Origin of the sequence: Streptomyces sp. NBC_00704 (genome assembly GCF_036226605.1) — a bacterium.
GTDB lineage: Bacteria > Actinomycetota > Actinomycetes > Streptomycetales > Streptomycetaceae > Streptomyces.
This window is the reverse complement of the sequence record NZ_CP109000.1, coordinates 3,485,009-3,499,809: the sequence shown is the minus strand read 5'-3', so window position 1 is coordinate 3,499,809 and position 14,801 is coordinate 3,485,009. Positions and strand designations below refer to the sequence as shown.

The window sequence follows — 14,801 nt, the reverse complement described above, 5'->3', positions numbered from 1 at the left end:
CAGCGCCGACGGCCGCGCAGTGACGGCCGTACTCCCCCTGATCGGCATGGCCCGGAAGGCTGTCAGCCAGGGCCGATCGGGTGCCCCGGCTGGGCCGTTGGCCTATATGGGGCCGTTTCCGGGGGTTATCGGCGTCCGCCGAGGCGGTCATCGTGGATGTGGCCGGCGACGGCGGCGAGCTGGTCGGGGTCGGTGAGTTCCGTCAATCCGTGGACCGCGGCGTCCATGTGGTCAGCGCTGTCCATGCCGACGACCCAGGTGACCATCTGGTCCTCCAGGGCTACGTGCGCCCCAACATGGTGGACCAGGCCCTGCTCGTACAGCTGGGCGATCGGAGAGGACGTTGTAAAGGACGACCGCGGATTCCTTGTCGGGATCGAGGCATCGAGGTCGACGGGGGCGTGCCGACGACTGCCGCGTGAGAGGGGGACGAAACCAGGGGATTTGTCCAAATTCCCACGCCGGACGCTGCCTGACGGCGCGTTCCCATTCGTTCCCATGCCGACTCAAAAAGCCCCTCGGAGATCACTTCCGAGGGGCCTTTCTGATGCATCATGCCTGGTCAGGCACGGTGCCCCCGGCAGGATTCGAACCTGCGACACCCGCTTTAGGAGTTTTCCCTGGGCGGGGCTGTGACCTGCGAAAACTATCGACGAAGAACGGTTGGGCTGCGGAAACACGCTTTGCCGGTTCTCGCGTGTTCGCAGCGCTTCTCGGCCGCATATGTGCTGCATGTGTTCCGGAAGGCATCGGGGATCCGCACCCCGAAACACACCGGCAAGAGCCGCCGTTGTCGGCTTGTGCTTGGCCAACCGATCCGGTCGCTGCCGCGCGTGTGGCGCTTACGCTGTGGCCTCCGGTTCGCCGGCGTGATCCCGGTGATTAGGTGCGCGACCGTCTTGATCTTGTCGCGGATGGGATATGCAGCCTCGACGCCCTGGCCGGCGGAGTCGTCCAGCTTCCAGTCAGGTAGCGCTTGCTGGTGAAGGTGTCGCCGCAACCCATCGTGACGCACACGTCGGATTCCTTCACCGCGTCAACGGTGAGGATCATGATTGGTGGCCTCCGCGTGACCGCCGCTCCATCTAGCGGTGGTCGCCTTCGCCTGACACGTCGCGCGTGGTTTTGTTCCTGACTCACCCCTCAGGGCCGAGGGCGCACACCGTCGTCACACCCCGGACAGTCCTCGGTGTCGAGGGCCTGGACAGTCCGGCAGTGGTTGCAACTCCAGTGCGTCGGGGCGGGCGTGGCTTGATGCGCGTCCTTCGGACGGACCGACAGGTCGGCGTCCCGGCGCAGCGCCTCCACGATCGAACCGTTGGGGTCGAGGCGCGGTACGGCAGAGATCAGTATTCTCGCCGCCACTCGGTGGTCTGCCGACTCCGAGGAAGCAGCCCGTGCCAGGAGCGAAGGGCGCCGATCGCCTGAGGTCATGATGGCGACGGCGTGGAATAGGGCCGCCCGGTGGCGAGGCCAATGGGTCATGTCCCTGTCGAACAGCTCCTGACCGTCCCACGGAACGCGACCTCCCTCAAGGTTGATCAGCACGTTCGCCGCCGACCACGCCATCCACGAGGAGTCCGCTTCCAGGCACGCCAGCAACGCCGTCTGCTGGGCGTCCGTGAGGACCTGCCCGACGCCGGGGATGGGCGAGGGCTTGACCAGCGGCCGTGTGCCCGCGACGAGCCATTCGTCCAGCAGGGCATCGGGCGCGGTGATCTGCTGGAGGTGACGAGCCTGGGTGGCCACGGCCGCCTTGTCGATGCCGTACGCGTCGGCCATCGCGTCGAGCCACGCCCGGCGTTCCGCCGCGCTGTCGTGGGCGAGGGCGCGGTCGATCTCGTTCGCTGGGGAATCGGAGTATCCGGTCACCGCGAGAAGGTCGCCGAGGGCGGTGAGCGACCAGAAGTCCCCGCCTGTGGACTCCGAGCACGGGCCGTGGAGTGACACGAGGTCCGAGAGGAGAGCCGCTCTGTCGTCCCGGGCGCCGGATGCCCAGTCTCGCAGCTGGGCGGCGATGTTCCCCCAACGCCGACTCGTGTCGAATCCCGCGCGTGCGAGTACGGCGTAGATCCTCTCGGCGACGTACCCAGGCGTGTGCATCGCGAGGGCGAACACGTGCTCGCCCGCGTCGTCGGGAAGCTCTCCCAGGTGCTCGGCCGCGCCTAGGGCGACCTGCTCAAGCCCTGGTGTGAGGCGGCTGCCACCGACCATCTCCCAACTGCGCCGCCCTTTCTGCACCATCTCGGAGTCCTGCGGCAGGGGAAGCGCCAGCACCGCGCGGAGCGCGTCGATCTCAGCTTCGCCCAAGGGGGCTGCGTCCGTGCGGGCGTCCGTCAGCGCACAGAGGGCCCGGGCGATCGACTCGGCGGTGTCATCGAGCTCGGACAGTTCCACAAGGTCCGCCCGCCGACGCCGCGATGTCGAGGGCAGGGCCAGCAGACACGCGGCCTCCACGAAGGGCCAGGGCCCCGCATCACGCGTCTTGTCCCACAGCGCCGGGAAGAACTCCGGGGGTCTGCCAGGGCCACGCGGGAGTACCGGCTCGCCCGCAAGCGCGCCGAGAGCACCGTCCGTGAGCTGGCCCAGGGCCCGTTCCAGTTCGCCGTCGGAAAGAGTCACGACACCGCGCGCCGCGAGGTCAGCCACCATGAGAGTGGCCTCCCGCTGTGTCTCGCCGACGTCGAGCAGAGCCTCAGCCGTACGGGAATCGAGTCCGGCGGCGAGTGCGATAGCTCCGTCGGAGTCCGTGTGGACGAGGGCGTGGCGCAGCCAGTCCCTCAGTTCCTCGGCCCCGCACGACCGTGCCCACATGGCCGTTGCGATCTCAGCGAAGACCTTGCTGCGGGCGGTGAGTTCGCCCGCGCCGTTCACCACGAACACGGCGACGTGCTCGTCCCAGAACCGGAGCACGTGGTCCGCCACCTCGCCGGCTGCGGCGGGCGGCATGGCCCATCCCAGCGGGTCCCGTAGCATGCCGGTCAGTGACTCGAGGGCGCGTCCCGCCGGAGGGGTCGCCTCGCCGTCGAGGAGTCGTCCGAGCGTGACGAACCCGTCGAGGAGCATGCCCGTCGTCAGGGCGGGTGCCCAGGGCCGGGCCGGGTCGAGTGTCCCCCGTAGCCGCTCCCACCGGTGCACGGACTGTTCCACCGCACGGTGCAACAACGCCGCACGCCCTTTGGGGAGGTCGGCATCCGGTGCGTTCGCGCAGACGAGGGCGAGCAGAGCGGCGAGCAGCGGCACCGCGAGCAGATCCGCGTGCTCCTTCTTCGCATCCTTGATCCATGCGCGTCGCGTTGCCAGGAAAACCGCTCGGTCCGGCCTGGGAATCCGTGCTTCGGCACAGGCGACGAGGATGCTGTCCACCGTTGCGTCGAGATCCTGTGGAGGCGCGAGCTCGACCCGGGGCAGGCCGAGCCGGGCCGCGGCCCCTTGCGCGTTCGTCCGTGTTGTGACCACGAACCCGCAGGCGGGGGGCAGAGACGCTCGAATCTCTTCGAGTTGTTGCGCGACCCACGGCGCGCGCGCCCCGCATTCGTCTAGCCCGTCGCAGAGGAGGAGCCCGCGCCCTTGGCCGATTTCCTCATGGAGGTACGCGGCGAGCGGTCCCCGGTCCGCGTCCGGCACGGTGTCCGCCACAGCATCATCGACCAGGCCGTCGAGGGTTAGGCGTCCCGGCTGTCCCTTCAGCAGACGCGGCAGCGACACGGGGATCGGCGCGGGGGCGTCGGCGTGGCTGGCACAGTGGGCTGCGATCTCGCGTACCGCCACCGACTTGCCTGAGCCCGGTTGCCCCACGATGAGCATGCGGCGCCAGCGCCTCAGGTATTGGAGGAGGAAGGAGGAGGTGCGCTCGCCCTCCACGTCGATCCGGAGGCCGCCGATGAGGTCGTCGACGACGAGGGGCGGGAGGTCATCGGCGAGCAGGCTGAGGTCGATCCGTCCGGCCTCCGCTGTAAGCCGGGTGCGATACGAGTCGACGGCGTTCCGACGGGAGGCCAGACGCATCGCCACCGGACCCCCCTGGTCCGGGAGCACGGTCACCCCCGAGGCGGTCAGGGCGGCGACCCAGTCCTCGACGGAACTCCCGAGCGCTGCGCCCGCTTGCCGGTGGAAGAGGTCGGTCAGGGCACTCACGGCACGGTGTCCCTGTGTGTCCGCGACGACGAAGTCCATCAGGGCCGCTAGGAGGTCCCGGTGCGGTGCCGGTCCGGTCGAGCCGGGCAGATGGAGGACACGCGCCCGGTCAAGGACAAGCCTGCGGACCTGCGACGGAAGCCGGTCGATGAGGAGGGCGAGGGCCCTGGACTCGTCGCCAGTCTCCATGGGCAGGCCCGCACGGTGGCGTCGCAGAGCCCGGTCGAGGTGCTTTACCGGCCCGATGAGTTCCTCGCCGGCGATAACCAGAAGATCGTCGGGACCGAGCGTCGGAACTTGTTCCACCCACCCTGTCAGCGTCTCTTCTATCGGACGGCCTCGGTCGATCTTCCGCTTCGCGGATACGTAGGCGTGGCGTCCGTCGGAGAAGGTGACACGGATGTCGTCGGTTGGGTCGCTGGTTTCGAAATCCAGCCGGACGGGCCACACTCCTGCGGGCACGTCCAGCCCCGACACCGTGCGGCCACGGAGCCCGTGCACTGCCAAGTGCGCGGCCAGCTCGCACCGAAAGACACTGCCGACTTCCCCAGCCTGCCCCGCCCTGCTCACACCGACCGCACTCCGCCCGACCGACCCACACCGCTTGCTCCTGACCTCTGGCGGAGCACCGCCCCATGGTAAGACGTCACACCGAGAGGCGGGGCAAGACAAGGGCGGTTCGGGTTCGGGCGCTTGAACCCTCGTGGTCTCCGTCCTGGAAAAGTCCGGGCGCGAGCAGCGTCCGCCCGGACCGGCACCGTGACGCACGAGCCATGGCCAGCGTTCCGCAGCCTGGGCTCCTGCCCGCCGTCTACCGTGCCTGGCCGGGCATCAGCACGAAACACATCGGAGCTTCCATCAGAACCGGGGCGGTTCACCCTGCTGGTGGCGGAGAGCTGTCTTGCCACTTGTGCAGCGAATGGGAGTGGGAGGGGGCTGACCTGTGGTTTCGCAGGGAAATGTGCGTTGACCTGGGGAAACTGCTCTCCGTAGTTCTCACGGGTCAACACCGTTTCCCAGGCTCATGTGCCCTGGATGTGCCCTCGTGGATCGGCTGGGATCAGGGCCACATGCCCCGAGCGGTGATGGCGGCAACCGCAAGGAGCGCGATCGAGATCGTCCATACGACCGCTGCTCGCGGAAAGGGCTGCTCCGGGCCGCTAGCAATCTCTGCTCGTGCTGATCCGCGTTGGTGCGCGACGGCGACGGGTGCAGTGACAGTCACCGAGGAGTTGTCGCCTGTCACGATGTTGATGTTCTGGAGGGCCTGTGCAACCTGGGTAGGAGTCGGGTCCTGCTGACCATGCGACATTGAGGCCCGCAGTTCCCCGACCAGTTGGACGAGCCGGGTGCGAACCTGATCGAGAACGCCTTCCAATGCCGACGGATGTACAGCCCAATACAACCTGAACACCTGCCTGGGGGAGTTCTCGTTCATGAACACGGCCAGATCGGCAGCCATTGCCGGACTGAGCCGTACGATCTCCCCTGGATTTCTGGCAAGGAGCGACTCGATCTGTCCGACGCCCTGTCCGAACCGGATTTCGTCGCCCAGGCTGTCACGGGCGAAGTCCGGGAGGTCGAACATGCTGACCGGCTGCTCCCGGAACTTGTACATCCCGGCAAGGCCGTCCATGACCAGAGGCGCTGTGATGCGCCGATACTCGGGAATCGGAACGTCGGTGCCCTCGTAGCCTTGGAGTTCACGTAGCGCCCAGGCCCTCAGTGGCTCGGAGTGGGCGTGCCCGCCCAGGGCGATCACCTGGCGCAGGGTCGGGGCGAGTGGACGTCTCTCGTCGAGGACGTCGTCCTCCAGCCGGTCGAGGCGGCTCCGGCGGAGTCTCACTTCACGACCACGGTGGCGATGACGCCGGCGACCGTACCTACTGCCGCGATGGCGCCCCAGATGACCGAGGTGCGGTGCCACCAGGGCTGGGGAGTCGTGGGCGCGGGCTCATTGACGTTGGCGCTCGCGGTGCCGCCGCGGTCCGCCTTCGCGTTCGGCGCGACGATGTTGAAGGTTGATCCGTCGCCTCCCGTGACGTTGAGGGCCTGCTGCGCGGCCGAGTCGATCTGGTCGGGGTTGGGGTTCTGCTGCCCGGGAGGCATGGCTGCCCTCACTTCCGCGACGAACTGGGTAAGACGGGTTCTGACGTGATCGAGGGTGCCCGCGATGCTGGCGAGGGAGATGTTCCAGTGCAAGGACGTGATGTGGGAGCCCTCGTTTCCCTGCTGGTGTTGCTCCCGTGTCATCAGCAGGACGTAGTCGGCCGAGCCGGGCGGGCTCAGGTGCAATGCTCTCTCACCGTGGGCGACGAGTGCTTCAAGTTCCCGGACTCCTTGCCGGATCGGTGCGCTCTCTCCGATGCCGCGATCACGAGCGTGCTCGGGAAGCTGGTTCGGGCTGATCCGTTGGGTGTTGCCTCGAATGATCTGACCCGGGAGGTAGAGATCGACCATGACTTCCAGCGCGGCCGGCACTTTCCGGTACGAGGGCAGCTCATCGGTCGGTGCGTACCCCTCCAGCTCTTTGAGCGCCCATGCGCGTAGATCCTCGTGGCGGGCGTAACCAGCGAGCATCAGGCAGCGCCGGAGGGCGGACGCGAGGGAGGCGGTCTCGTCCAGGACAGTGCGCTCAAGCTGTTCCAGCCCGCGGACGTCGGGTGTCGTCACGGCGTCCAGTCTGTACTGCCCCACTGACAACACCTGTCGACTGCACTGCGTTGGGCTGGCTACCTGAGGCTTGCTCGCATGGGTCCGTCGCCGCGATGGCAGCGGCCCGCCCGTGTGGCGCCGGCAAAGCACTTGGACGTGCTGGTGTCGCGCCTGCACGATGCTGTGGTGAACCAGAAGAGCGATCCCTTCGTCGTGATGATGACCATCGACCGCGAGACGTCCTCGGTGGTTCTGACGCGTTCAGACAACAAGGAAGCCAGGGAACCCCTGACTCACCCGATGTTTGCTGATACAAGCCTTTTGGCCCGGATACACTATTCGCCGCCCATGCGTGGCTTGCTTGCTGTCACACGCAACGGTGACGACATCGCCTTCGAACTGCCTGTTCGGGGTTCAACTGACCAGCTGGACCACCGACTTGTCGTGTATCTGGACCAGAACATGTGGCGTCCCGTCAGCGAGGCTCTGCAAGGTGGAGACGCGGTGAGCGGAGAAGACCTCGCAGCTGCTGAGCAGTTGGCGGAGTGGGTTCGGAACAGGCGGATCGTCATGCCGGCCTCGGCGGGCCACTACTACGAGACGACCAAGTGGTCGGTGTCGGACAAGCGGTACAGCCTTGGCCTGACCATTCTGCAGCTGAGTAGAGGCTGGCAGATGCGAGATCCCTTGCAGGTGCGTGAAGACGAGATCCTTGAGATGTTCCGTTGTTGGAAGGGCGAGGCCGACAGCGCCCGAGCGTCTTCCGTGTTCACACTGGCCCCGAACGCGCTCCACGCGCCGTCGCGCGGTGTGACGCCGTACACGCCGCCGTCGGATTTCTCGGCCGACGACGCCTTCCGGTTGGTGTCCCTGACGTCTGCAAGCAACTACATCGACGTCATGCTCGACGCTGAACATCTCGAGCCCGGTCCTGATACCGGGTGGGCAGAGGCGAATCAGCGGTTCAGTGACTGGCTCGACGTTCAGGATCGGGACGCGCAGCAGAAGCGTCGATCGATTGACGTCCTCCTCCTCGATGACTTCAAGCGCGAACTGGCAGAGGGAGCACGCGCGGCGGGAGTGTCCCCGCAAGCACTCCAGCAGTGGGCTGAGAAGCAGCCCATGAAGGGCTTCGGTGCCTTGCCTGCATCGGGGCTCTACCGCGAGATGCTTCACAACCGGCACCTCAACAAGGGCACGCACTGGAGGAGGAACGACCTTACGGACATGATCTATTTGTCCTGTGCGGCCGGGTACGCGGATTTCGTCGTCTGCGAGCGCCATATGCGCGAGCCGCTTGAGCGAGGTATCAGACGGCTCGCTCTCCCCACCAAGGTGTTCCGTCGACTGAGCGAGGCCGTTTCGGCTGTAGGCGATGCTTTGCAACAAAGGATGCCCCATGCCGATTGACCTGCTGGCCAACAAGCGGTAACCCTTCCTGGCAGTTGACGGTCCATGGGGAGCCAGACTGCAATGCGGCACCTTCGGTGAGAGGTCCTCACCGTTGTCGACGAACTCGCCTTTCATCACCTGGAGGCGAACCGCATCGACGTCACGGTCCTCAACGAACTGGCCGTCTCTGCCCACACCGGACCACGCGTCGTTACTCAGCTCCTGACCGGCTGGCCCTCCGTTGCATCTCGCTTGAGGCGGTCGGACAACTGGGTCTCCCGGTAACTGCGGTTCTTCTCCAGTGCCTGCGTGCGACGCAGCGGCGACGGCGACCCTGGTCCTCCGACACTCCGTGAACGAAAGAAGCCGTGAGTCAGAACGTTTGCCTGCGGTTCCGTCCGGTAAACCTGTGGGAATCGAACGGACACCCAATGGATTAAAAGTCCTGGCCAAGGCTTGCCGGGTGGTTCCGGATGGTACTTCCGGCTCCGAAACCACCCGGTCATGGCACATTCACGGAGACGGGCGATCTGCCTCGTGACGGCTCGTGCTACGCCGTCCGCTCACGCATCGCTCACGCAAAAGAGGCTGCTAACCAGTGCGTTCGCTACCTCTGGCGTAGCTCCGCTTTCCGACTAGCTTCAAGGCCGTATCAAGCGTGCCGCCAACGGAGGCCGGACCTACCGATGACCTCCGCGAGTGCGGAGCAGACCGCAGGATCGGCATCGACTGCAACAGCATTTCCGGGTCGCCTCCGGGCACGGAGCAGACACCACCCGTCACCGCGTCCGGTAACCACCACGGCGGATGGCCTCCGAAGGCGCGGAACAGACGGAGTGGTCACGTTGCAGTAGGCCAAGCCGGATGACCTGCACGGGCGCAGAGCGAACAGAGCCACGATGAGTGTGTTGCCGAAGGCATCGGAGTTACCTCTGCGGGTGCGGAGCGATGCTCCACGTGAGCCCCGTGAAGAATCGCGAAGGTGGGTTACCTCCGCAAGTGCGGAGCGAACTGCTCGTAGGCAGCCTGCTGCATGATCTGAAGCGGGTGACCTCCGCGCGTGCGGAGAAGTCCTGATCCTTGAGCTATGCGCCGGTTACGGCGGCGGTTGACCTCCGCGGGCACGGAGCACACGGTCCAGTCATCAAGGGGTTACCAAACGCGCCTCCGCGAGTGCACAGCAAAGTCTGTCGGGGTGGCCGCGATGATCCCGGGGATCTGGGTACCTCAGCTCGTGCAGAGCACGATGCCGCAACTCCTCGCCTCCACCCTCTGCGTGTAACCTCCGCGGGCGCGGAGCGAACGACGAGCAGCGGAGTCCAGTTCGAGGTGGCCCGCAGGTGACTTCCGCGGGCACGGAGCAGACGTACCGGAGCGCGTCTACGGAGTGGTCGTCCTCCGAGTGACCTCTGCGGGACGCAGAGCGGACGCACCGTTCCCCGCTAGGTTGGCGGTGGGCGTCTGGCTACCTCCGCATGCGCGGAGCCGGCCAGCGGCTCAGAAGCGCCCGCGAAGAGAACTACGTGGGACCTCCGTGGGGTCGGAGCAGACTTCACCCCAGGCACCCACTACCCCGACGGATACGGGCGACCTCCGCGGGTGCAGAGCAGACGTCAGCTGCGTCAGGAACCGGGCGAACTCGGTTCTGTAGCCCGCGTGTGCGGAGCGGACATCGGCGCCCTGATCGGCGCCGTTGCGCACGCCGGGTGACTTCACTAGGCGCGGAGCGGATGTGAACAGGCCCGTGGCCTGCGGTGCGTTTCCCGGGTGACCTCCGCAAATGCGGAGCATCCTCGTCGGGAATCTCGGTGTACGCGGTGAGCTTCGGAGGACCTCCGCAGGTGCGGAGCAGACTCTCCTACGCCGCCCGAGTGAGGAGAATTTGATCGGGCGACCTCCGCATGGTGGGCAGACAACCACCCGCTGTCAGGGAATCGAGAATCTGCCCCTACCTCCGCGTATGCGGAGCGGCCGTACGGCTACCTGCATGTGCGCGCTGCATCATCGGTCTACCTCCGCGTATCCGGAGCTGAGGCAGAGAATCTGTTCAAGACGCCGACTGCAAACGGGCTACCTCCGCTGGTGCGGAGCATTCCGGTACTTCACCCGGTACCTGATACGGGCAACCGGCCGACTTCCACTGATGTGGCAACGTAGCGGCGCGTGACCTCTGCGGCTCGAAGGAGATCACATCTCGTTTGTGAGGACCGCCTCGCGCGGGTGGCCTGTTCAGACTGCCTGATTCTCCTGGTGAACGCCGCTAGTGTGGAGCAGACTCAGCATATATGGGCTGCATCGCGTCCAGCAGCCTGCGGCTTCCTCATCCGGCGCCCGTGACATCGGGTGACCTCCGCGGATGCGGAGCAGCCACCAACGCCGGTGTCGGGCATACCGCCGGAACCGGGTGACCTCCGCGCCATGCAGAGCAGATGGGATCCAGGCGGCCGCAGGTCTGGTGAAGGGCGAGAGACCTCCTCGCACGAGGAGCACACGCGCTCGGGGCAATGGTGACGCACCACAGGCAGTGACCTTTACCATACAGAATGGACACGTTGACTCGGACAGCTTCACAGATGGCCGACGGGTTACCTCCGCATGGGCGGAGCATCCGTGAGACCGGGCTGAATCCCGAGTTCCGTCTTCTGGTCACCTCCGCTGGCATGGAGCAGACACCGCAGTAGTCAACAGCGACAAACTCCGGGTCCGAGTGACCACCGCTGGTGCAGAGCTGACGGGGCCAGTCGCGCCCGCCCAATGGCCGCCGAGGGGTGACCTCGTCTGCAGGTGCCGAGCGGACTCCAGCCAGTGCAGGACGTAGACCTCGTCCGACGGACAACCTCCGCCGTGCGGAGCGGACGTGATCTTCGGCTGAGGGTCGCCGGCCGCGGTCGAGTGACCTCCGCAGGTGCGGAGCAGACCCGTTGGGGACCTCGCGTACGCGGTGAGTTTCGGGGGACCTCCGCGGGCGCGTAGCAGACCCGACGATGTATTTCTGACCCCGCGGCAGGAGCGGGTGACCTCCGCAAGTGCGGAGCAGCCTGTGGCGTCGACAACGGATTCGTGTTCGACTGCGGGTGACCTCCGCGGGCGCGGAGCAGACGTCGCCATTCCAACCGACGCGCAGAAGATCCCCGGGCTGCCTCCGCAGATTCGGAGCGGCCGTTTACACAGAGACGCCCGGCGGAGATCTGTTCGGGTGACCTCCGCACCGTCCGGAGCAGACCACGGAGCGCCCCGGGTGAGTTCCACTTCGGCGGGTGACCTCCGCGGGTGCGGAGCGGACTCCAGCCAGTGCAGGACGTAGACCCCGTCCGGCGGACGACCTCCGCAGATGCGGAGCGGACGTGGTCTTCGGTCGGGGGTCGCCGGCCGCCGTCGAGTGACCTCTGCGGTTGCGGAGTAGACGCGCCCTGGTCACAGCGCTGCTTGATTTCAGGGCGGGTAATCTCCGTAGATGCGGAGGGGGCTCGTGCCGCAGGTCATAGATCCTTTGGTCCACCGGGTGACCTCTGCAGGTGCGGAGTGGTCGCGGCTTTCGGCGCGCAGGCATACCTCCAGGTCGGGTGACCTCCGCAGGCACGGAGTGGCCGTCACGCAGATCACCAGCGAACAGGCGGACCCAGGGTGACCCCCGCGGGTGCGGAGCAGACCCATCCCTCCTCATCGATGAGCAGATGCGGGACGGGTGACCTCCGCAGCTGCGGAGCAGTCGCGATCGATGTGCCGAGGGGCGGCGGCCCGGCCGGGTGACCTCCACAGCTACGGAGCAGACTCTCATTGACCTGCATAGACAGGTCGACCTTGCCGTTCTGTTATCAAGGTGCGCGGCTCACGGCCGGAGGAGCTAACCAGGGTCAGTGGCGTACGAGGCCGTTCTGTGGGTCGAGGCTGATGGCTCTTCCTGCTGCCCGGTAGGGGTTGATGGCGGTGCGTGTGACCGGGTGGGGGAGCAGGATGAGGTCGCGTAGGCCGGGGATGTGGGACCAGTTGTCGGGGGTGTGGGTGGTGGGGTCGCGGCTGGTGAGCCATTGGCTGTTGATGGGGATGGTGGCCTGCATGAGTTGGCGGATGGTGTGGCGGTCGTTGGGGTCGATGTGCTGGGGCAGGGCGGTTCGCGGGGTGTAGTGGGTGGGGTGGAGCCAGTGGTTGCCGTCGGGGGTGAGGTAGGTGGGCAGGATGCGGACGCTCTCGGCGCCGAGTCGGGTGGCGATCTGGTCGGGGTGTTCGTCGGTGTTGGTGAGGGGGTGCAGGTCGCGGACGGCTGCCGGGGCGGGGATGGCGGTGAGGCGGGCCGTGGCGGCGCGTTGGGTGTCGTCGGCGAGGCGGGCCGTGTCGTCGGCGCCCGCGAACTCGGGTCCGTAGACCTGGTCGACGAGGCGTTGGACGTCTTGCGGAACGTTGACCGGTTCGCCGTCGAGGGTGGTGAGGAGGTCGCGGGTGCGGCGCAGGAGGGAGGCCGGGTAGACGTCTCCCCAGGCAGGAGGAGGGAGTTGGCCAGCGGGGATGAGGACAGCCAGGCGTGGGGTGTTCGCCCAGGTGGGGCGGTCGGTGCGGGGGTGGCGGTGGCCGCGGCCGGCTCGCTGGAGGAGGAGGGCGAGGGGGGCGAGGTCGCTGACGACGAGGTCGAAGTCGACGTCGAGGGACTGTTCGGCGACCTGAGTGGTGATCACGACGAATGGCCGGTTGGGGCGTTTGCCGTTGGGGCCGGTCCACCGTTGGAGGCGGCGGGTGATTGCGGCGCGCTGCCGGGCGGGCATCCGGGCGTGCAGGATCCGTACGAGGGGCCGGTCGGTGCTGGTCGCCCAGGTGGTGTCGAGAAGGTCGCGGGTGGCCTGGGCGTCGGCGACGGTGTTGCAGATGATCAACGCGCAGCCCTTGTGGGCCTGTTCGAGGGGGGCGAGGAGGTTGAGGACGGCGCGGGCGCGACCTCGTGCGCGGTCCGGGTTGTGGGTGTGGGTGCAGGTGATGGTGTCGATGTTGAGCGGGTGGGCTCGGTTGGAGCCGAGGGTGGGTGAGGTGGTGATGGTTCCGGTGGTGTGGTCGGTGTAGGTCCAGCCGGGGTAGCTGGGGGTGATCGGTGGGGTGTCGTGGTGTCCGGCGCCGCGGCGGTAGGCGTGGATGAGGGCGGCGGCGGTGTCGCCGGTGACGGTGGCGGACAGCAGAACGACGGGGACGCCGAGTGCGCCGAGCCATTCGAGCAGGCGCAGGGTCAGCGCGTGGCCGTGGGCGTCGTAGGCGTGAACCTCGTCGATGATGACGGTCTTGCCGGACAGGCCGAGCCAGCGCAGGGCCATGAAGCGGTGCGGGAGGACGGCGAGGGCGGCCTGGTCCCAGGTGCCGACGGCGATGCCGGCGAGGAAGCCGCGGTGGCGGCCGCGCAGCCATTCGGCCACGATGTCCGGGCTGCTGGTGGCGGTGGCGAGCTGGTCAGGGGTGTAGTCGGCGTCCAGCCAGGCCATCGCGTGCAGCAGCGTGATGGGGGGCGGAGTACGGCAGTTGGCGCGGGCGTGTGCGCGGACCCGGGCCCACATGGCGTCGGTGGTGGCCATGGTCGGCAGCAGGAAGGCCAGGCCCTTGGTGCCGGCAGACGGCCCCATGATGCGTTCGGCGAACAGGGCACATTCGGTTTTGCCCTCGCCGGGCGGAGCGGTGATCAGCAGTAGTCCGGGGCCGTTCTTCGCCAGGGCTGGGAGGGACTGGGCGAGGCTGGTCTGAAGGGGGTGCGGGGTCTTGCCGCGCAGGTGGGGGAAGAGGTTGCGGAAGCTGCGGGTGCGTTGCCAGGTGGGTGGGACGAGTTGGGCTTCGCGCAGTGTCTTGGGAGCGGCGCGGCGGGCACGGCGTGCGTGGGCGTGCCAGTCGTGGGTACGGTCGCGGTCCCAGCGGCGCTGGCGGGCGCGGATCCAGGACAGTTGGGAGACGAGCCAGTCGGCCAGGATCACCAGGCCGGTGGTGACCGCTGCGGCGGGGCCGGTGGCCGGGGGGGTGGGCCAGGTGGGGGTGCCGAAGAGGTCGTAAATGAGGTGCATGAGGTGTTCGCGCTGCTCGTCCCACGCCTTCTCCCCCAAGCCGGGTGCGGAGGCGAGCGGGCAGGTGAGTTCGCTGCCCTGATGGGAGAGGGCGATCGGGTAGGTGCCGTGGTGGCCGCCGAGGAGCTGGCCGATCTGGTGGGCCGCACCGCGGGTGGGACGGCCGTTGAGCGGCAGACGGTGCAGGCGGTGCAGGAGTTCCGGCAGGACAAGGTGGGTAGCCCGCTGGTGGCTCGGACTGCTGACGTTGGCGGGTGTGGGTTCGTATCCGGGTTCTCCGGTGAGCGGACCGGCGCCCGGCGCGCAGCCCTGGAAGCCGGGAGTGATCTTGCCGAGGTCGTGGAGGCCGGCGAGGCAGATGACGAAGGAGCGGGCCTCGGGCTCGGTCAGTCCCCAGCCGTCGGCGATGACCGTGCGCTGGCGGGGGGTGAGGTAGCGGTCCCACAGGGCTGCCGCCATCACGGCGGCGTCGATGGCGTGGCAGCCCAGCGGATACGGGTGGGTAAGACCGCGTTCCTTGCCCCACAGCCGGGGCTCGAACAGAGCGGACACGCGCCCTGATTCCTTTCGTGCGGACGGGCTACCCGGCCC

The 14,801-nt window shown here is 67.4% G+C and carries 6 protein-coding genes and 1 pseudogene; 1 reads left to right on the top strand and 6 read right to left on the bottom strand.

What is annotated here, in order from left to right; all coding sequences use genetic code 11:
- Positions 1-125: 125 nt before the first annotated feature.
- The 5 genes and pseudogenes from OG802_RS15190 to OG802_RS15170 form a co-directional block, all read right to left on the bottom strand.
- Positions 126-266: a hypothetical protein gene (locus OG802_RS15190; protein ID WP_329410971.1), complete on the bottom strand. Its 141-nt coding sequence runs from the start codon at positions 264-266 to the stop codon at positions 126-128.
- A gap of 576 nt (positions 267-842) precedes the next feature.
- A pseudogene (locus OG802_RS15185) lies at positions 843-1,050 on the bottom strand (phosphotyrosine protein phosphatase); the annotation flags it as partial.
- A 93-nt stretch (positions 1,051-1,143) separates the two neighbouring features.
- Positions 1,144-4,599: an NACHT domain-containing protein gene (locus OG802_RS15180; protein WP_329410969.1), complete on the bottom strand. Its 3,456-nt coding sequence runs from the start codon at positions 4,597-4,599 to the stop codon at positions 1,144-1,146.
- 598 nt (positions 4,600-5,197) lie between these two features.
- The gene (locus OG802_RS15175) at positions 5,198-5,983 is read right to left on the bottom strand and encodes an AbiTii domain-containing protein (protein ID WP_329410967.1); all 786 of its coding nucleotides are present in this window, start codon (positions 5,981-5,983) and stop codon (positions 5,198-5,200) included.
- The gene (locus OG802_RS15170; protein ID WP_329410964.1) at positions 5,980-6,810 is read right to left on the bottom strand and encodes an AbiTii domain-containing protein; all 831 of its coding nucleotides are present in this window, start codon (positions 6,808-6,810) and stop codon (positions 5,980-5,982) included. The genes OG802_RS15175 and OG802_RS15170 overlap by 4 nt, the downstream gene beginning before the upstream one ends.
- Before the next feature lie 168 nt (positions 6,811-6,978).
- On the opposite strand from OG802_RS15170, the gene OG802_RS15165 reads away from it, so the two are divergent.
- Positions 6,979-8,202 (top strand): hypothetical protein, encoded by a 1,224-nt coding sequence (locus tag OG802_RS15165; RefSeq protein ID WP_329410963.1) that lies wholly within the window; start codon positions 6,979-6,981, stop codon positions 8,200-8,202.
- 3,836 nt (positions 8,203-12,038) lie between these two features.
- Here OG802_RS15165 and cas3 read toward each other — a convergent pair.
- On the bottom strand, positions 12,039-14,762 hold the full coding sequence (gene cas3, locus OG802_RS15160) for a CRISPR-associated helicase Cas3' (RefSeq protein ID WP_329410961.1): 2,724 nt from the start codon (positions 14,760-14,762) through the stop codon (positions 12,039-12,041).
- Positions 14,763-14,801 lie beyond the last annotated feature (39 nt).

What these genes read in the sequence shown, in the direction of transcription:
- OG802_RS15190 (WP_329410971.1), bottom strand. Translation starts at nt 266, where the DNA reads ATGGTCACCTGGGTCGTCGGCATGGACAGCGCTGACCACATGGACGCC.